This is a genomic window from Streptomyces sp. NBC_01267 (assembly GCF_036241575.1).
Taxonomy (GTDB): Bacteria; Actinomycetota; Actinomycetes; order Streptomycetales; family Streptomycetaceae; genus Streptomyces.
The window spans coordinates 800,534-817,992 of the sequence record NZ_CP108455.1; the positions used below are offsets into that span (position 1 = coordinate 800,534).

At 70.1% G+C, this 17,459-nt stretch carries 16 protein-coding genes; 3 read left to right on the top strand and 13 right to left on the bottom strand.

All coding sequences use genetic code 11. From position 1 onward, the window contains the following. Positions 1 to 238: 238 nt before the first annotated feature. Entirely contained in the window at positions 239 to 478 is a 240-nt protein-coding gene (locus tag OG709_RS03795) for a DUF397 domain-containing protein (RefSeq protein ID WP_250300618.1), read from the bottom strand. Further along, positions 475 to 1,344, bottom strand: coding sequence for a helix-turn-helix domain-containing protein (locus tag OG709_RS03800; RefSeq protein WP_250300620.1), 870 nt, complete (start codon positions 1,342 to 1,344; stop codon positions 475 to 477). Before OG709_RS03800 ends, OG709_RS03795 begins: the two co-directional genes overlap by 4 nt. Before the next feature lie 179 nt (positions 1,345 to 1,523). Here OG709_RS03800 and OG709_RS03805 point away from each other — a divergent pair, with 179 nt between their 5' ends. Beyond that, positions 1,524 to 1,856: a hypothetical protein gene (locus OG709_RS03805; protein ID WP_250300622.1), complete on the top strand. Its 333-nt coding sequence runs from the start codon at positions 1,524 to 1,526 to the stop codon at positions 1,854 to 1,856. A 27-nt stretch (positions 1,857 to 1,883) separates the two neighbouring features. Here the strand turns inward: OG709_RS03805 and OG709_RS03810 are convergent, their stop codons facing one another. The 6 genes from OG709_RS03810 to OG709_RS03835 all read right to left on the bottom strand — a co-directional run bounded on the left by OG709_RS03810 (position 1,884) and on the right by OG709_RS03835 (position 9,962). Next, positions 1,884 to 3,149, bottom strand: a complete 1,266-nt coding sequence (locus tag OG709_RS03810) for a cytochrome P450 (protein ID WP_250300624.1) — start codon at positions 3,147 to 3,149, stop codon at positions 1,884 to 1,886. Then, complete coding sequence (locus OG709_RS03815; RefSeq protein WP_250300625.1) at positions 3,146 to 3,961, bottom strand: alpha/beta fold hydrolase; 816 nt, start codon at positions 3,959 to 3,961, stop codon at positions 3,146 to 3,148. The genes OG709_RS03810 and OG709_RS03815 overlap by 4 nt, the downstream gene beginning before the upstream one ends. Positions 3,962 to 4,070: 109 nt before the next feature. After that, the gene (locus OG709_RS03820; protein WP_329164813.1) at positions 4,071 to 6,152 is read right to left on the bottom strand and encodes an ATP-binding protein; all 2,082 of its coding nucleotides are present in this window, start codon (positions 6,150 to 6,152) and stop codon (positions 4,071 to 4,073) included. Beyond that, on the bottom strand, positions 6,149 to 6,943 hold the full coding sequence (locus OG709_RS03825) for a DUF4255 domain-containing protein (protein WP_326695310.1): 795 nt from the start codon (positions 6,941 to 6,943) through the stop codon (positions 6,149 to 6,151). Before OG709_RS03825 ends, OG709_RS03820 begins: the two co-directional genes overlap by 4 nt. A gap of 57 nt (positions 6,944 to 7,000) precedes the next feature. Next, a complete protein-coding gene (locus OG709_RS03830; RefSeq protein WP_329164815.1) occupies positions 7,001 to 9,106 on the bottom strand; it encodes an HYR domain-containing protein in 2,106 nt (701 codons plus the stop codon). 229 nt (positions 9,107 to 9,335) lie between these two features. Beyond that, positions 9,336 to 9,962 carry a response regulator transcription factor gene (locus tag OG709_RS03835; RefSeq protein ID WP_250300628.1) on the bottom strand — a complete coding sequence of 209 codons (627 nt, stop codon included), beginning with the start codon at positions 9,960 to 9,962 and terminating at the stop codon, positions 9,336 to 9,338. Between the two features lie 211 nt (positions 9,963 to 10,173). On the opposite strand from OG709_RS03835, the gene OG709_RS03840 reads away from it, so the two are divergent. Beyond that, the gene (locus tag OG709_RS03840; RefSeq protein ID WP_266644240.1) at positions 10,174 to 11,520 is read left to right on the top strand and encodes a COG1470 family protein; all 1,347 of its coding nucleotides are present in this window, start codon (positions 10,174 to 10,176) and stop codon (positions 11,518 to 11,520) included. Between the two features lie 33 nt (positions 11,521 to 11,553). Here the strand turns inward: OG709_RS03840 and OG709_RS03845 are convergent, their stop codons facing one another. Together OG709_RS03845 and OG709_RS03850 are read right to left on the bottom strand one after the other, a co-directional pair. Further along, on the bottom strand, positions 11,554 to 12,465 hold the full coding sequence (locus tag OG709_RS03845; RefSeq protein WP_329164817.1) for an eCIS core domain-containing protein: 912 nt from the start codon (positions 12,463 to 12,465) through the stop codon (positions 11,554 to 11,556). A 203-nt stretch (positions 12,466 to 12,668) separates the two neighbouring features. Beyond that, positions 12,669 to 13,436: a LysR family substrate-binding domain-containing protein gene (locus OG709_RS03850; protein WP_266644237.1), complete on the bottom strand. Its 768-nt coding sequence runs from the start codon at positions 13,434 to 13,436 to the stop codon at positions 12,669 to 12,671. Between the two features lie 106 nt (positions 13,437 to 13,542). Here OG709_RS03850 and OG709_RS03855 point away from each other — a divergent pair, with 106 nt between their 5' ends. Further along, a complete protein-coding gene (locus OG709_RS03855; RefSeq protein ID WP_326695306.1) occupies positions 13,543 to 13,944 on the top strand; it encodes a DUF5997 family protein in 402 nt (133 codons plus the stop codon). Positions 13,945 to 14,086: 142 nt separating this feature from the next. On the opposite strand, the gene OG709_RS03860 is transcribed toward OG709_RS03855, so the two are convergent. From OG709_RS03860 to OG709_RS03870, 3 genes are all read right to left on the bottom strand, one after another. Then, a complete protein-coding gene (locus OG709_RS03860) occupies positions 14,087 to 15,295 on the bottom strand; it encodes an amidohydrolase (protein WP_329164819.1) in 1,209 nt (402 codons plus the stop codon). Between the two features lie 68 nt (positions 15,296 to 15,363). Then, positions 15,364 to 16,035, bottom strand: a complete 672-nt coding sequence (locus tag OG709_RS03865) for a GntR family transcriptional regulator (protein ID WP_250300638.1) — start codon at positions 16,033 to 16,035, stop codon at positions 15,364 to 15,366. A 228-nt stretch (positions 16,036 to 16,263) separates the two neighbouring features. Further along, a complete protein-coding gene (locus OG709_RS03870; RefSeq protein ID WP_329169045.1) occupies positions 16,264 to 17,382 on the bottom strand; it encodes a hypothetical protein in 1,119 nt (372 codons plus the stop codon). Between the last annotated feature and the right edge of the window lie 77 nt (positions 17,383 to 17,459).

Genomic DNA, 17,459 nt, shown 5'->3' on the forward strand with positions numbered 1-17,459 from the left:
GCCAGGGTCGTCACCACGTCGTCGTCTGGGAATTGGCGCTTGTGCGCCACCAACTCGTACGCGTAGTCGAACATGTCGCGCAGTGACACCAGAGGCCGCGTGTTGACCGGCATACCGTCCCGGGCCCAGTACCGATGTGATGGCCTCGTCCGGATCCTGGTATCCAATGACACCTTGGTTCCAGCGCAGGAGGCAGCCCCGATCGCTGTCCGGCACGCTCAGCAGGTCTGGTGGCTGGCTACTCACCGACGAGGTAGTCGAACTCCCCCGCCTTCGCGCCCTTAATCCAGGCGTCCATCTCTACAACGGTGAAATGCACGGCTCCCGCATCGGGGTGATTGCTGTTACGTACGGCTATGCGACCATCTGGCAAGGGCGCGACCTCCACGCAGGCCCCCTGATCGCCGCTGAAGGTGGACTTCCGCCACACCAGTGCGTTCAACTCGTCGTACGACCGAGGCTGTTCTATGTCGTTCACACGTATTCCTTCGCGACTTCTCGCACCATCGCCACTGAGTCCTCCGGACTCAGCGCCAGTGCGACGAGGTGTTCGAAGGCCACAGTATGCGCCTCGATCTCGTGGGTGCGTTCGAGGTAACAAGCGCCCGCCCGATGCTCCACATACGCCACGCCGGGGTCGGCCGGCCACGGGAAGCCGAGGATCTGGAACGGGCCTGCCGCCATGCCAGGGTGAGCCCCGTGCTCGTACGGGAGTACCTGCACGGTGATCTTGGGATGGCGATTCATCTCGGCAAGGTGGAGAAGTTGGTCCCTCATGATCGCCGGGCTACCGACGACTCGGCGCAGGACCGCTTCGTTGAGCACCGTCCAGAGTCGCAGCGGGGCGGATTCCCGAATCAGCGCGGACTGCCGCGTCATGCGTAGGTCGGTGAGACGCTCCACTTCGTCCCGTTCCCGCTCGGCGGTGCCCCGTCGCGTGATGGCGTCGGTGTACGCCCTGGTCTGGAGGAGCCCCGGGATGGCCTCGCTCTCGTACGCCCGAACTTGCGATGCCCCTTGTTCCAAGCCGATGAACAGGGAAAACCAACTCGGCATCGGGGCCCCGCCCTCCCCCTCCCACCAGCCCTTGCGGCGGGCGTTCCTGGCAGCTCGGAGGTAGTCGTCCCAACGCTCCTTCGGAACGCCGTAGAGCGGGAGCAGGACTTCGTCCAAGTCCCGCAAGACCACGGGACGTTCGGACGTCTCGTAGTACGAAACCTTCGCGACGGTGCAGCGCAGCGCCTTGGCTACCTCCTTCTGGTCGAGCCCTGCCTGCTTCCGCAGACGGACCAGCTCGAATGCGAGCCAACGTCGCCACACCGTGGGGCTGGATGTCTCGGTCACTGCACTTCTCCTTGACACACGTGACGCGGGCACTGGACGCGCGTCTGGGCGAGGTACCTGCTTGCCCAACAGGAAATCAGCTTCGCAAGAGAGCAGTTGAGCATCACCCGATTGAGCGACTGCGTTCTGTTGAATAAAAATTTAGACTCAACAGTATCGCCAACCCGTGGAGGTACACCATGAATGAGAAGTCGCACCACGTTGATGAGCCCCGCGAGGACAACGCAGATTCGCAGGAGTTGGGGCTGCTTGGCAGGCAGGAGTTCGAGTCGCTGCTGCACGACATCGTGCGAGAGTCCGCGCCGCGCATGTTCGCTGTCGTACAAGAACTCGGAGATTGCGAGGATGGCGCCGTGGCAGCCTGGGGGCTGGCGTTCGAAGATCGAGCCGATGTCGTCTCCGTCAACGGTGTCTCGCGCCTCAGCGCCCGTACGCCTGGCTCGGCTCTTCGATTCTTCAGTGGTGGAAGCAGGACCCGCGCTCGGTTGATCTGGCCGGAAGGGCTCAGCTGAGGCGATACGGGACCGCTGGCCGGACCGTCAAAGCTCAGCCGCCCGGACCGGCAACGACTTCAGACCGTTGATGAAGTTCGACACCAAGCGGCTCGGCGGGCCCGCGAGTTGGAGTGGACCCGGCGGAAGAATGCGGCACGCCTCCTCGTACAGAACCCGTAGTTCCAAGCGGGCGAAGTGCGCGCCCAGGCAGACATGGGGGCCGTCTCCGAACGAGATGTGTGGGTTCGGGGACCGGGAAAGGTCCAGGGCGAACGGGTCGCGGAAGACGCGTTCGTCGTGGTTGGCCGAGGCGTGGAAGACCACCACCTTGTCGCCACTGCGGACACGCGTGCCCGCCAGGTCCGTGTCCTGCGTCGCGGTGCGGCGGATGGTGAGGACCGGTGGGTGGCGGCGGAGGAGTTCGTCGATGGCGGTGGGGAGTTGGACCTCGCCGTTGCGCAGGCGGCTGTACGCCTCAGGGTGTTGGGCCAGGAGGTGCAGGCCGCCGGGGGCCGCGCTGCGTACCGTGTCGTTGCCTGCGACCACCAGGATGAAGAAGAACATCTCCAGCTCTGGAGCGGTGAGTTCGGGGTCCGTGGCCAGGGCTGTCATCACGTCGTCGCCGGGATGGCGGCGCTTGTGGGCCGCCAGTTCGTGTACGTAGTCGAACATGTCGCGGAGGGCCGCCGGGGAGCGTGGGTTGACCGGCTTGCCGTCCGGGCCCAGTACCGGTGTGCCGGCCTCGTCCGGGTCCTGGTAGCCGATGACGCGTTGGGTCCAGTGGAGGAGGAGGCGCCGGTCGGTGTCCGGTACGCCCAGCAGGTCGGTGAGGTTGAGCAGGGCGTAGTCGTCGGTGACCTGGGTGACGAGGTCGCAGGTGCCGTCGGTGGCCTGTGCCTCGGCGAGCGCCCGGGTGAGGAGGGAGCGGGCGCGTTCGCGGACGGCTGTCTCGAAGCGGTCGACGCGCTTCGGGGTGAAGGCGCGGCTGACGAGGGTGCGCAGGCGCCGGTGGTGCGGTGGGTCCTGGTTGAGCACCATGCGGCGGATGAACGGCAGATCCTCGGGGTCCGGGTCGCGGATCTGGGTGGCGCCCAGGTGCGAGGAGTACGTCGAGAAGTCCTTCAGGACCCGGACGGCGTCCTCGTGCCGGGTGACCGCCCAGAAGCCGGGGCCCGCCGGCCAGCCGAGTACCTCCGGCTCCTCCTGCCAGGCGACGGGGTGGTGGTCGCGCAGGTGGCGGTAGCGGTCGTGGGGGATGCCGCGGGCGTACTGCCTCGGGTCGAACACGTCCGGTACGGGAACGTCGTTCATGCCTTCGCCCCGTCGTCCTCAGCGTCGGCGTCGTCCTCGTCCTCGGCATCGGCTCGTAGGAAGTCCTCCACCGTACGGATCAGGTCGAGCGGAGCCTCGTCCATCGCGTAGTGGCCGCACGAAGGCAGCTCGACCAGTTCGGCGCGCGGGAACCAGCGCATCCAGGTGGCGCGCTGCAACTCCGCCGACAGGGCCGGGTCCAGCGCGCCCGCGACGGCGAGGGCGGGCACGGGTGAACCTTCGATCTGGTCGTGGAAGTCCTCGCCCGCCCAGGAATCCAGCCAGGTCCGGAACGCCTTCGCGTCGCTCCGGTCGACCGAGCGGCGCACCATCCGGTCCAGCCAGCCCGCCGGGCGCCGGCCTCCGGTGGTGGTGTCGAGGATCGTGCGGCGGTTCTGCGGGGTGTGCGCCGCCGCGGCGAAGAGTTCCCACTGGTCGGGCGGGAGGGGCAGGCCTGACGCGGGGACGGGTGAGACCCCGACGATCCGCCGTATCCGGTGCGGTGCGGCGGCCACGGTTCGCTGCGCGACGGAGCCGCCCATCGAGTGGCCGATCAGCGAGAACCGGTCCCAGCCGAGGTGGTCGGCCAGCGCGATCACGTCGGCGGCCCCTTCGGCCGTGGTGAAGGTGCCCTCCGCGTCCCTGGCCTCCCCGTAACCCCGTAGGTCCACCAGTGCGTACTGGAACGAGCCGAGGTCGAGATCCGCCAGCACCGGGTCGTACGCGGACCGGTCGGCGAGCCAGCCGTGGACCGCGATCACCTTGTGCGGGCCGTTGCCGTGCAGCGCGTGGGGCAGGGTCAGTGAGGTCACGTCGGCTCCTGTCGCCGTACGGATCGGGCGGGTCTGTCACCGGCCCGGCCCCGCCCACGGTGGCGGCAACCCGGGGCCCGCGCAAGTGCGCGTGGGGGAACCTCCGGCGTCACGTCACCCATCCCAGATACGGGCCGAACTCCGACGCCAGCGTCAGCCGCCCCAGCTTCTGGTACTCCCGCTGGATCGCGTGGATCAGCGTCGCCATGGTCACCGGCTCGTCCGTGTCCGCCGCCAAGTACGCGGCTGTCACCGCGATCGAGCGGATATTGCCGCCCGCCAGCTCGAAATTGTCCGCGCAGAACGCAAGGTCCAGGTCCGTACCGCGCGGGAGTACCGGGCCCAGGCAGCGCTCCCAGAGGGTGAGGCGTTGCTCCGGGTCCGGGACCGGGAAGTCGATGACGAGGTCGAGGCGGCGGGTGAAGGCGTCGTCCAGGTTGGCGCGGAGGTTGGTGGCGAGGATGGCCAGGCCGTCGAAGGACTCCATGCGCTGGAGGAGGTACGCGCTCTCGACGTTCGCGTAGCGGTCGTGGGCGTCCTTCACGTCCGAGCGTTTGCCGAAGATCGCGTCCGCCTCGTCGAAGAGCAGGACCCCGTTCACGCCTGCCGCTTCGGAGAAGATACGTTCCAGGTTCTTCTCGGTCTCGCCCACGTATTTGTCGATCACCGTGGCCAGGTCCACCGTGTAGAGGTCCAGGCCGAGGTCTGCGGCGATCACCTCCGCCGACATCGTCTTGCCGGTGCCGGAGTCGCCTGCGAAGAGCGCCGATACACCGCGGCCCCGGCCGCCTCCCGGCCGCATGCCCCACTCCCCCAGGACCCGGTCGCGGTGGCGGGCGCGGGCGGTGAGTTCACGGAGTTGGCTGTGGGTGTCCGGGGGCAGGACCAGATCGTTCCAGGTGACCGTCGGTTCGATACGGCGGGCCAGCCGGTCCAGGCCTGCCGCGTTCTGGGCGCGGGCCCCGTGGCGTACGTGGTCGGGCGTCAGGGGTCCGCCGTCCAGTTGGGCCGTCTGGGCGGCCCCGCGCGCGGCCCCGATGAGCTGTTCCGGAGTGAGCAGGAAAGGGGCGAGCAGCCGGTCCACGTCGATGGCGTCCGGCACCGGGGTCTCGGCACGGCGGGCGTAGGCGTCGGTCCACAGGGCCGCGCGCGCCGTCGGCTCCACGCGGGGGGCGTGCAGGAGCAGGGGCGGGGTGACCGACCACGACGCGTCCCAGGGGGCCCGGCCGACCAGGATCGTCGGGACCGGGGTGTCGGTGAGCAGGCGGACGAGGTGCGGGTGTTCCCGGGACACCGCGTCGAGCGGGGCGCAGACCACGCCGGCGTGCGTGAGGCGCGCCTCACGGACCAGGGTGCGTACCGCGTCGGTGGGGGACGGATCCTCCGCGAGCCGGGACAGGTCCAGGCCCAGGACCTCGCGGCCCGCGAGGGTGAGCGCGGACGCCGCCAGTGCTGTGCCCGCGCCTCCCTGGTCCTCCTGGAGATAGGCGAGTGGGACGCCTCGGTCGAGGACCCGGGCGAGTGGCGCCGGATCGCCGACCCCGGCCACCGCATGCCAGTCGGCCAGCAGTCCGGCCAGCCGGGGGTCCGGGGTGTCGTCGCCCAGGAGGTGGGCGGTGACCCGGTCGGGGACGCGCAGGGAACGGCCCAGGTAGGGGCGGTCCAGCTCCTCGGACAGCAGCAACCGGCCTGCGCGCAGCGGGGCTTGGGCGCCCAGGCGGGCACGGGCGGCGTGGTCGGAGGGGGTGCGACCGCAGAGGCCAAGAGCCAGGCCGATGGACGGGCGGCGACGGGTGACGTCGTCGTTGAGGTACCCGTAGAACGCTTCGAAGCGGTCGTCCAGGTCCGGTACGAGTGCGATGAGAAGGATCTCCGTGTCGAGTTCGGTGAGGCCGAACTCCCTCGTCAGGGCTGCCAGTCGGGAGCCGTCGTCGGAGTCCGGCGGCTCTTCCTGGACCGGTGTGGGGTACGCGCGGGACGTGTCGTCGTCCAGTAGCCGGGTGATCGTCTCGGCGGTCAGATACAGGCCACGGAACTCGTCGTCCGGGGACGGGTCCGTGAGCTCCCTGGCCTCCACGGCGCGTCGGATGCGTTGCTCCACGAGGAGGGCTCGGGCGAGGAGATGACGCAGGCTGGGATCGCCGGAGGCGGCGGGAACGGCCGGGCTGACCGAGGTGGCCGGAGTGGTCATTCGGTGCTGTCCTCCTGACTTCTCGGCGTGCGGCCCGAGCGACGGTCCTCGGAACGGCGGTTCTCGGTGATACGCAAGGAGAGGCCGCTACGACGGTCCCTGCCTGTCTCCGGCGAAGGTGACACGGCCTCCCGCTCCGGACGTCCGGGCCGGCTCCCGTACACCGGTAGTCCCTGGTGCCCCGGCAACGACCGCATCCGCCGCTCCGGCGGCACCGGAAGCTCCCCGAACCGCGCCTGGAGTCCTTCGTCCCGTACCGGCGGGCCCGCACCGTACGAGGGCGAGGCCGTCACCGGCACGCTGATCACCAGGTCCAGCGAGGGTTTCAGCTCACCGCCCAGCGCGCTCCACACGTCGGCGAAGGACCGGTCCTCCGGGGGCGGCAGCGCGATCGACATCGGTACGGAGGCCCCGATCTCCGCCAGGGATCCGGCCAGCCGCTCCGGTGGCAGCGCCTCGTGCTGCAGGAGGCAGGCCAACAGCGAGGAGAGCAGCCGGTGTTCGTCCTCCGGGCGCTTGGTCCACGCGGTGATCAGGTACGACAGCTTGAAGAAGCGGGGCGGGCGGCGGCGGGCGACGATCGTGCCGCGCTCGTCGTACTCGTTGTGCAGGCCCCGCTCACGCCGCCGTACGTCCTCCCGGATGTCGTAGAGGTAGAGGTTGACCATGGGTGCGTTGACCTTGGCGGCCCACTCCCTGGTCGGGGCGTCGAAGACCACTGCGATCTGGCCCCCTTCGAGCACCTCGGCCCGGATCAGGGCCCGCAGCACGTCGTCGACCTCGTGGATCACCTGATCACTCCCGGATAGTGAGGTACGGAATGTGCAGATGTACGTGGGGGCGAGTACTTACTCGCGGCCCGCGAAGTCCGGTGGTTCGGTGTTGCGTTGGACCACCAGGACCGGCTTCTTCAGCCGTTCGAGACGCGACGCGTCCGCGCGGAGCTCCCTCGGGCCCAGCCGGTCCTTGCGCAGGACCAGGACCTGCGCCTCGAAGGTGCCGTCCCGGCCGGCCGCCACACCGCTGGTGGCCGCCGTGATCCCGACGTCCCAGGTGAGTCGTACGCTCTCGCCCGGCGGGTAGTCCTTCCCCCGGGCCACCACCACCTGGCCGGGCTTGGCGACCTGCGGGGTGACGGTGAGCGAGGGCTTCAGGACGCGCAGCCCGTCCTGGGCCCTGTTGTCGACCGAGCGCTTGTCGGGCAGGGTGCCGCTCACCTCGGCCCGGACGACGCCGGTGATCGCCGCACGGTAGGTCGCCGTCTGCGTCACCTCGATGCGGCCACCGGCCGGGACGGTGCACGGTCTGCTCGCCGTGCACCGGGTCTGCGCGATCAGTGAACGGTCCTTGGCGGCAGAGGTGTTCGGCCAGGTGGAGCCGATGACCACGCCGGTGGCCGTGTCGGGGCCCGCGTTGGTCACGGTGTAGCGCGCTGTCGCAGGGCGGGTCGTGTATGTACGGTCCGGTGAGACAGCAACCTTCACCGCCACGTCCGCGGACGGCGGTACGGGCCGCTTCTCCACCTCGAACCGGGCGGTGGCCGTACCGGTGTTACCGGCCGCGTCCGTGGCCGTGCAGGTGACCGTGGTCACGCCGACCGGGAACAGCGAACCCGACGCGGGCGTGCAACTGACGGGGAGCGCGCCGTCCTCGGCGTCCTGGGCGGTCGCGGTGTAGTTGATACGGGCGCCGTTGTCGCCGGTGGCTCTGACCGTGCGGTTGTCCACGGTCACCACGGGCGCACTGACGTCGTTCACATCGATGCTGATCTTCTGCTGGAAGTCCGGGTCGCCGACCGCTGCCGGGCCGACGCTCTGCGTTCCGGGTGCCTGCGTACCGAGCAGGAACTGGACGGTACAGGTCAGCGTGGTGCCCTGGGGGGCGTCCGCCGCGACGTCGATGGTCTCGGCGAAGTGTGCGGTGTCCCCGCTGGTGACGGAGGCGGTGGGCGGGTCAAGAGCCACGTTCAGATGCGGGTCGCAGTTGTCGAGGCGGTGTCCGACGGTCGTCGGCAAGTCACTGAAGCCGTCGGCGATGGCTTCGGCGACCTTGTCGCTGTCGATGCCCTCCAGCATTCGGCCGTTGGTGGCTTTGATGATGCGGGTGGCCTGCCCCGGGACGGTGGGCGGATCCTCGACGTAGTTGGGGTCACCGGCGTCGCCGTTACCGTCCAGGCCGTCCCCGATGGTGCTTTGGTTGACGACATCGACGCCGATCACCCGGACGCCCTTGTCCTGTAGTGCGTAGATCGTGTCGTCGATGGTGTGACCGTTGCTGGGAGAATGGCTGGACGCGTCACTCACCAGCACGACGACCGGGCTGGCGCCGTCGCGGAAGACGGTCTGGCCCCCTGCTCCGTTCGCTATCTGCCAGAGCCCGTTGATCCAGTCCTCGGACGGGCCTTTGCTCTTACCGCCCAGATCGGTCTTCAGCCCGTTGACACCGTCCCGCACCTTCGAGAGGTCGTCGGTCAGTCCTGTCAGCACCCTGAAACCCGCGTTGACGTCGCCGACCTGGTCCCCGAACGTGGCCACGGCGAAGCGCGAGTCCGGCTGACCGGCCAGGATCTTGTCGGTGATCGCAGGCAGGTCGTCCCGGACACTCTTGATCGCGTCCCCCATGCTCGCCGTGCCGTCGACGAGCAGGACCACGTCCGGCTTGGGCGGGATCGTCGGCGTCCGTACCTGCTTGTCGACAGCGATGGACCCGCCCGGATCGACCGCCTCGTGGACCGTCGCCGGGGTGACCCAGGGCTCCGGTGGTACGTCCACGGCCAGGGCCGGTGAACCGGCACCCGGGCCGAGCCCGATGGTCAGGAGCAGCAGGGCGAGCGCCGGGAAGCGGAGGGCGCCGACGGTACGCCGGATCCTGTTCCAGCCCGTGACCGGTGGGGGTTCCGCCCGCCGCACCGGGCCGAACCGTGGGACGTGCCGTAACCGCTGGATCCCTCGCACCGAAGCCTCCCCCGTACCCCGCCGAACGGTCCGGCGAGCCGACCGGCGTACCGGCAGCACACCGGCCCGTCGGTTCGCCTGTCCGCACGGTCCCGCACCGGCCGCGATCGCACAGCGCGCCGCGAACCACAGGGACGGGAAGCCTCAACTGCCCTTTGGGGCAGTGCCGGGGGCGCACGGGCACATGCCCCCGCACTCCCGGCACTCCCCAACAGCGGTACCGGGTACGTCAGATGAGCCCCTGCCGCATGACGTAGGCCACGGCGTGCGACCGGTTGCGCAGTTGCAGACGGGTCATGACCGAGTGCAGGACGTTCTTTATCGTGCGCTCGGAATAAGCCAACTTCGTGGCGATGTCCGCGGTGTCGTAGCCCTCGGCGACCAGCCGCAGCACGTCGATCTCACGGGCCGCGAGCCCGGTGAAGTGCAGTCCGCGCGGCCCCAGTACCTGCCCCTGGAGCCGGCCCACCTCCTCCAGCAGCCGCCCGAGCAGGTCGGAGGGGAGATGTCCCTCGCCGCGCGCCACGGTCGCGATGACCTGTACCAGATGATCCGGGGTCGCCTCGGCGCGGCGGACCACTCCGGCTACACCGCACTCTGCGGCACTGACCAGTTTCTGTTCGTCGATGTCGGTCGTGACCAGGACAGTTCGGGCGGTGCTGGTGCGCTGGATGTGACGCAGCATCCGCAGCACCTCCTCGTCGATCGCGTCCACGACCACGACGGCGACCTGGGGCGAGGGCTCGCCCTCGGTCCACTCGGTCAGGCTGACCTCGGGTCGTGCACGCAGCTGACTGGCCACACCGGCTTGAGAGATCGGATCCTGTGCACGTAAGGCGACGTTGGTGCGCTCCATAGCAAGGCTCCCCCTGGGCAACAGCCGGAACGCGCCACACATTGCGCTGACTTCACGGCTGCATATGTGTGTCTCATGGGTCATGAGGCGGTCAAACGATGCCCGGGTGTACTGACAAGGAAACTAGAATGTCGTAACGGGCAGCGAATCTGCCTGAAAGTATTCCTTCGCGGCCGATGTCGTGGGTCGCCTCCGCTCCTACGTTGCGGCTATGAGTCTCACGGCAAGCCTCGACGCGTCGATCGTCACCGCCACTCCCGGCGAGGAGGCGGTCGTTCCCCTGCAGGTGCTCAACTCCGGTTCCACCGTGGAGGAATACCGCTTCGAGATGGTCGGCTCGTGTGCTGCATGGGCAGCCGTGGAACCGCAGAGCCTGTCCTTGTACCCGGGCAATTCGGGGACCGTGGAGGTGAGGTTCCGCCCGCCGCGTGACTCGTCCGTCCTTGCGGGCGAGAGCGCGTTCGGCATCCGGGTGGTGCCGACGAGCGAACCGGGCGAAGCGGTGGTGCCCGAGGGACGGGTGACCGTCCTGCCCTTCACCGATCTGACGGGCGAGCTGGTGCCGCGCGCTTCGCACGGCTCCCGACGCGGCACGCACCAGTTCGCCGTGGACAACCGGGGCAATGTTCCCGTCACCGTGCGGCTCGGTGCCCGGTCCGGTACGGAGCGCGCGCGCATCACGTTCACCGAGCCGGAGCTGCGGATCGGTCCAGGCAAGGCCGAGTTCGGCAAGTTGCGGGTCAAGCCGACGAAGCGGATGTGGCGCGGGACACCCCTCACCCACCCGTTCCAGACGACGGCCACGGCCGCCGTCCCGGAGGGTCAGGAGCCGCTAGAACCGGTGGTCGTCGACGGCTCCTACCAGCAGGAGGCGATCCTCCCGCGCTGGCTGCCGCGGGCTATCGCCGTCGCGGTCGTGCTGATCCTCGCGGCGGGCGGTATCTGGTACGGGTTGCTGAGACCGGCCGTGAAGTCGGCGGCCCGGGAGGCCATCACGCCCGAGGCCGTCGCGTCTGCGGCTGCCGAGGAGAGCAAGAAGCCGGGCGCCGCTTCCGGCGGCGACAGCGCGGGTGACAGTACGGGTGGCGACACGGCGTCCAGTAGCGGCGGAAAGCAGGGGGCGAGCGCGGGATCGAACGGGACAGGCGGCCCCGGGCCGAGCCCGTCATCGGCGGCCGATGCCGCGTCGGCCGCCGCCCCGACCAGCGCACACGTGCAGGTCAGGGACGCGGTGGGAGGCGGCTCGACCACCGCGACGGCGTTGCAGGTGCCGGACACGCACACCTTCCGGCTGACCGACATCGTGGTCCAGAACCCGCAGGGCGACGCCGGAACGATCACGGTGTCGTCCGGCCAGGACTCACCGGTGCTGCGCCTCGCACTGGAGAACTTCCGGGACTCCGACTACCACTTCGTCACCCCGATCCTGGTGACCCCGGGCGGCAAGGTCACCATGACCGTGGACTGCCGCAAGGTGGGCAAGCCGGTGAACGCACCGACGCCCTCACGGTGCGCCGAGTCCCTGCTCCTCGGTGGAACGATGCAGCCCAAGAGCTGACCGGCCGCGCCGGGCGCTCACGCCGATGGGGGCTCACGCCGACGGGGACTCCTCTTCTTCCTTCTCCTTCTCTTCTCCCGCGCCTTCAGCCTCCGCTCGCTGGACGAACGAGCCCTGCACATCGGCTGGTTGCTCGTCCTCGTCCTCGGATTCCGCGCGCTGCACCGCGGGGACGGAGGCGGCAGCCGGGGCTGCGGCGGCAGGAGCCGGGCCGGCGGCCGGGGCGGGCTCCGACAGCACCCGGTCCGCGTTCGCCACGGCCTCCCGCTCGTACCGGTCGGAAGGGTCGCTCACCCGGATCCCGCCGGGTGCCTCCGTGCCTTCCACCGGCCCGTTGCGCTGCTGGACCACATGGGTCAGCTCGTGCGCCAGCGTCGTACGGCCCTGCGGCGAGGACGGATCGTAGGCATCCCGCTGGAAGACCACGTTGTTGCCGACCGTGTACGCGTGTGCGCCGACGCCCTTCGCCGATTCGTGGGCCGCGGAGTCGGTGTGCACCCGTACGTCGGAGAAGTCGGCGCCCATCCGTCCCTCCAGATCGGCCCGGGTATCGGTGTCCAGCGGCGCCCCTCCGGAGGAGATGACATCGTGCACGGGGGAACGCCGGTCCGCCCCGGCCTGCTCGGCCTCCGTCTCCGGACCTCCGGCCTCCCGGTCCCTGCTGCGCTGGACCATCGCCCCGACGGCACTGTTGCCGACGGACCGCTGCAGGACGCCCATTCCGGCTGTTCCGACCACATCGGCGCGATGGGAGACGGCCGCCCGGTAGAGCCGCGAGGTGTCCGCCGGGCTCTCCTGGGCATCGACACCTCCGGCCGGGGCGGACGCCTCGTCGTACTCGTGGCGGCCGTGCTCCTGGCCCCGGTCGTGCGCCTGCCCGTGGTCGTGGTCGTGTACCGGATCGTGGTCCTGCTCGTGCGGGTGATCGTGCACGCTCATCGTCATCTCCCCTGACCGCGCCGGTCGAAGGCGCCGCCACACGTGGCCTCGATCCTCCACCTTCACCGCAGGGACGCTGCCCCGTCCAGCACGTCCCTCACCCGCCCGGGGCAGCCGCAGCTGCCCGTTCGGGCAGCCGGTCCGTACGGTCCGGCCCCCGGGACGTCACACCATCGGCACCCGGACGGCAGGCCGTCCGGGCCGCCTGGTCACGGCCGGCGGCGCGGCTTGCCCCGCTTGCCGCCCTGGGCGCCACCGGAGCCGCTCCGCGCACCCTTGCCGTTGGACTTTCCCGCTGCGGGCTTGCGCTGCGCGCCGCCCTTGTCGGGCCGCTTGCGCTTCGGCTGGGCCGGGGCGGGGGCCGTGGCACGCCCGCGGGTGCTGTTGACGGTCCTCCCACGGACGATGCCGATGAAGTCCTCCACCCGGTCGGTGGTCTCGTCCTCCGGCCACGACAGCGCGACGCGCGACTCCGGAGCGTCCGGGACGGGCCGGTACGTGAGGTCCTTGCGGTGGTACAGACGGGCGAGCGACTGCGGGACGACGAGCAACCCCACTCCCGCTGCCACCAGTTCGACGGCGTCCTCCGTGGTGGCCGGGCGCTCGAACGCGGGCCGCCCCGGCCGGTTCTCCCATTCGAGGGTGTCGTCGAGGGGGTGCAGCACGATGTCGTCGGCCAGCTCCTCGGCGGTCACCTCGGCGACGGCCGCCATGACGTGATCCTTCGGGATCACGACCACGGTCGTCTCCGTGTACAGAGGGATCGCGCTGAGGTCCGTCCGGTCGATGGGCAGCCGTACGAACCCGGCGTCGGCGCCGCCGGCCCGCAACACGTCGGATGCTTCGGCGGCGGACACCGCGACGAGGGTCAGCGGGACGTCGGGCAGCCGCTCGTTCCAGATCCGCACCCACTTGGTGGGTGTCACGCCTGGGACATAGGCGAGCCGGAACGAAGGGGGTACTTCCGAGCCTGTCACCCGGCCAGGTTACCGGTCGTGATCGGAGGCGCGGTCGCGGGCGTGGTCGCAGGCGCGGTCGCAGGCGTGGTCGGAGGCGTCGCACGCGCTCGTTACTCTTGACACCATGACGTCGCACCAGACCACCCAGACGATGAAGCCCGCTACCGCGGCGAAGAAGCTGGGTGTGTACCTCGAAGCCACCCCCGCCGAGTTCCAGGAGGGTGTCGTTTCGCGCAGCGAACTGAACGCGCTGCAGACCGACCCGCCCGAGTGGCTGGTGGAGCTGCGCCGCAGCGGCCCGCACCCCCGGCCGGTGGTCGCGGCGAAGCTGGGCGTCTCCATCTCGGGTCTCGCCCGGGGCGGAGTCACGGACGCCCTCACCACCGAGCAGATCGAGACGCTGAAGTCGGACCGCCCCGAGTGGCTGGAGCGTGAGCGCGCCACTCAGGCCGAGGTCCGCAAGGAAGCCGTACGCGTCAAGGAGAAGAACGCGGAACGAGGCACTCAGTCCGGCCCGCGTTCCTGATCCCACGGGCGTTCCTGATCCCGCCCGCGTTCCCTGGTCCCGCATCCCGCTCGCGTTCCCTGGTCCCGCCCCGTTCCGGCTGCCGCCACGCTGCTCCGGAGTGCGGAGCCGGGCGTGACGGCCGCAGGAGCGGGCCGCTGCGTCAGCCGACGAGCTGCAGAGCATCGGCGACGACCCGGCCCGCGTGCAGGACCGTACGGTCGGCGCTGCGGTCCATGACCGCCGACGTCACCGTCTCGCCGTCGAGGAGCAGCAGGTCCGCACGGTCGCCCACGGCGAGACCGGGGCGGTCGGCGACGGATGCCAGCCGTGGCAGGTTCCCGTCGAGGATCGAGGCGCCACCGCGGCTGGCGACGGCCATGCAGTGCTCGATCAGTTCGTCGGCCCGGTAGCGGTTGGTGAAGGCGAGCTGCCAGGTGCGGTCCAGCATGTCCGCGTTGCCGTAGGGCGACCAGAAGTCTCGCTGGCCGTCCTCGCCCAGGCCGACCCGGACCCCCGCAGCCGTCAGGTCGGCCAGCGGCAGCGCGTGGTGCTGGGCAGGAGCGACCGTGGCCATCGCGATGTCCAGCTCGGCGAACTCCTCGATGAGCCGCCGCGTGGTCGCCTCGTCGACGCTCCCCAGCTCGTAGGCGTGGGACAGCGTCACCTGGCCGGCCATGTCCAGCGCGCGGACCCGTTCCAGGATGAGGTCGACGCTGAACACGCCCAGCGGGCCGGGCTCGTGGAGGTGGACGTCGATGGGTGCCTGGTGGCGCTCGGCGAGGTCGAAGAGGATGTCCAGGTGGCGTACCGGGTCCCGGTCCAGGGTGCACGGGTCGATGCCGCCGACGACGGCTGCTCCCGACGACAGGGCCTGGTCCATCAGCTCCGGCACGCCCTTCTCCTTGAGCAGCCCGGCCTGCGGGAAGGCCATGATCTCGACCTCGCACCGGTCGGCGTGCGCCTCCTTGGCCGCGAGGACGCCCTCGAAGCGCTCCAGCCCGCAGTCCGCGTCGATCTGCGCGTAGCTGCGGACCCGCGTCGTGCCGCGCTCGATCATGCGTCCCAGGGTGTGGGTGGCCCGCTCGGCCACGCCCCACTCGTCCTCCCGCCAGTGGGCACGGTCGTTCATCGTCATGCCCCAGACACCGGGGCCGCCCGTGTGGGGGCGGAACGGCAGGCCGATACGGGTCGAGTCGAGGTGGCAGTGAACGTCGGAGAAGGACGGCAGGGCGAGCCGGCCCCGGCCCGCCACGCTGTCGGCGGGCGACTGCCGGTCCGGGGCGTGGGCGGTGAGCGCGGCTATCACGCCGTCCCGGATCTCGATGTCGCAGGGCTCTCCGCCCCAGGGACGTACGTTCGTGATCAACATGGGTTTTTCTCCAGATTTCGCATCGTTCGTATCCTGCGCGAGGGGACGCAGTCGCATCCCGACGGCGGTCAGTCGGCCGGGAGCACCTCTGCGAGGGTCTCCAGGGAAGGTTCGCGCCCTCTCTCGATGTGTACGTAGGAGAGGGCGGAGGCCAGGTCGGGCTTGCCCGCGTGGATGGCGGCGCAGATCTCCTGGTGCTCGGCGCACTGGACGCGCGGATCCCGCCCTCCGGTGAGGGTGAACAGCCACTGCACCAGGCCGAGCGACGGCTGAAGGGCCGTCTGCAGCAGACGGTTCCCGGTCATCGCGACGATCTCCGCGTGCAGTGCGGTGTTGGCCTCGGGGATCTCGCGCAGGTCGCCCCGCCCGGTGGCGGCCTCGGCGATGGCCATGAGCTCACGCAGCCGTCCGCCCCGCTGTCCGGCGGCGCACTGTTCCGCGGCCTTGCGGGCCGCGAAGACCTCCAGGCTGAGGCGCAGGTCGAACAGTTCGGCCACGTCGCGGAGGGACAGCCGCCGCACGGACGCACCGCGCCGCGGCGAGAGCTCGACCAGCCCCTCCGAGGTGAGGCGGGTCAAGGCCTCACGGACCGGGATGCGGGAGTACCCCAACCCCTCCGACAACTCACGCTCGCGCAGGCGTTCACCGGGCGCGTACTCGCCCGAGAGGATGCGCGCGCGGATCGTGCGCTCGGCGTGCTCCACATGGGATGCGCCGGTCCCGGGCGAATCGTTCGTCATGGCGTCTCCTCGGAGGGCGCGACCGGCAGCGAGGGCATGACCGGCGCGGCAGGGGTGCGGAGTGCGAGACGACACTAACATTTGGCATACCAAGCATGATCACAGTCATCGCACGTGACCGATATATCCGTGTACATCCATGAGTTGAGAGCGCATCTGAAGACCCGAACCGCTTCGGGTATACCAACTGGTACCGCGCCTGCACCGCGAAGTGTCCTGCTCCGCCGCTCAGGGACCGGTCCCCCGGTGCGCACCACGCCGCCGGGAACGTCTGGTGGGCCAGAGCAGGACGTACGCCGTCGACAGCACGACGAAGGCCAGCCGCACCAGACCCCGCGCGGAGTCGGAGGGGATGAGCAGCGTGCCGCCGTACAGAAGGGCCAGGGCTATCCAGCTCCACCAGGGCACCAGGCGCCGCTGGCCGACCGCGTCCCAGAGCACGGTGCCGAGCAGGATCGAGGCGGAGTAGTACGTGTACACGCTGGGGTCGAGCAGGATGCGGGCGTTGGCGCCGAGCAGTACCACCGCCGGCCAACGTCCGCGCCACACGGCGAGCGTGCCCAGCCCCAGACCGATCGCGAGCTGCGCCGGGCGGTCCCACCAGGGCGTGGCCGGGTCGGACACGCCCAGCCAGCGCAGCGAGGAGGCCGACTGGTTGGGAATGGTGAACTTCGCTGCCGCGAGGGACCCCAGATCGCCCAGGTAGAAGGGCAGCCAGGCGATCGCGACGAGCCCGGCCAGCCAGAGCAGGGCGCGTTTCCAGACGGGGCGCGGCAGTGCCAGGAGCAGCGGGAGGAAGCCGATCGCCCAGGGCTTGGAGTCGACCGCCAGGGCAAGGAAGATGCCGACGGCAGCGGGTTTGTTCCTGGCCAGTGCGTGGACCGCGAGGGTGGTGAAGAGGAGCGCGAGGACGTCGTCGAGATGTCCGAACCGGACGGAGACCTCGATCCACATGGGGATGAAGGCCAGACCGGCCACGAGGATGCGTTGCTGCAACCGGCGGTGGTTGGTTCCGGTACCACGGTGGTCCCAGGCCGCGGTCCTGCCGACCAGGACGAGCATCACCAGGCCGAGGCCGGACATCGTCGCCTCGGCCAGCAACTCCCCCACGTGGTCGGGGAAGGGCGCGAAGAGTCCGGCCGCCAGCAGGCTGACGGGTCCGATCTGCAGCTCCGGGTGGTGCGCGTAGAGCGAGAGGCCGCCGCCCGGTCCCGCGTCGAAGAGCAACTGCTCGCCCTGGCGCAGGTAGTGCCACGAGACACCGCCGGACGGCTCCACGAGGAAGAACCAGAGGACGGTCCAGCCGATCAGCAGGGCGTGGTGCCGGCGGATCGGGAGCCGCGCCACCCGACCGGTGTCCGAGCCGTAATCGGTGGCGCTCCGTACCGCGCTCGCTTCACGCACCGACTCGTCTTCCCCTCACC

Excerpts from the sequence above, each read along its gene's own strand:
- OG709_RS03820 (WP_329164813.1), bottom strand. The coding sequence starts at position 6,152 with ATGACCACTCCGGCCACCTCGGTCAGCCCGGCCGTTCCCGCCGCCTCC.
- OG709_RS03855 (WP_326695306.1), top strand. The coding sequence starts at position 13,543 with ATGACGTCGCACCAGACCACCCAGACGATGAAGCCCGCTACCGCGGCG.
- OG709_RS03840 (WP_266644240.1), top strand. The coding sequence starts at position 10,174 with ATGAGTCTCACGGCAAGCCTCGACGCGTCGATCGTCACCGCCACTCCC.
- OG709_RS03845 (WP_329164817.1), bottom strand. The coding sequence starts at position 12,465 with ATGACGATGAGCGTGCACGATCACCCGCACGAGCAGGACCACGATCCG.
- OG709_RS03865 (WP_250300638.1), bottom strand. The coding sequence starts at position 16,035 with ATGACGAACGATTCGCCCGGGACCGGCGCATCCCATGTGGAGCACGCC.
- OG709_RS03810 (WP_250300624.1), bottom strand. The coding sequence starts at position 3,149 with ATGAACGACGTTCCCGTACCGGACGTGTTCGACCCGAGGCAGTACGCC.
- OG709_RS03835 (WP_250300628.1), bottom strand. The coding sequence starts at position 9,962 with ATGGAGCGCACCAACGTCGCCTTACGTGCACAGGATCCGATCTCTCAA.
- OG709_RS03805 (WP_250300622.1), top strand. The coding sequence starts at position 1,524 with ATGAATGAGAAGTCGCACCACGTTGATGAGCCCCGCGAGGACAACGCA.
- OG709_RS03860 (WP_329164819.1), bottom strand. The coding sequence starts at position 15,295 with ATGTTGATCACGAACGTACGTCCCTGGGGCGGAGAGCCCTGCGACATC.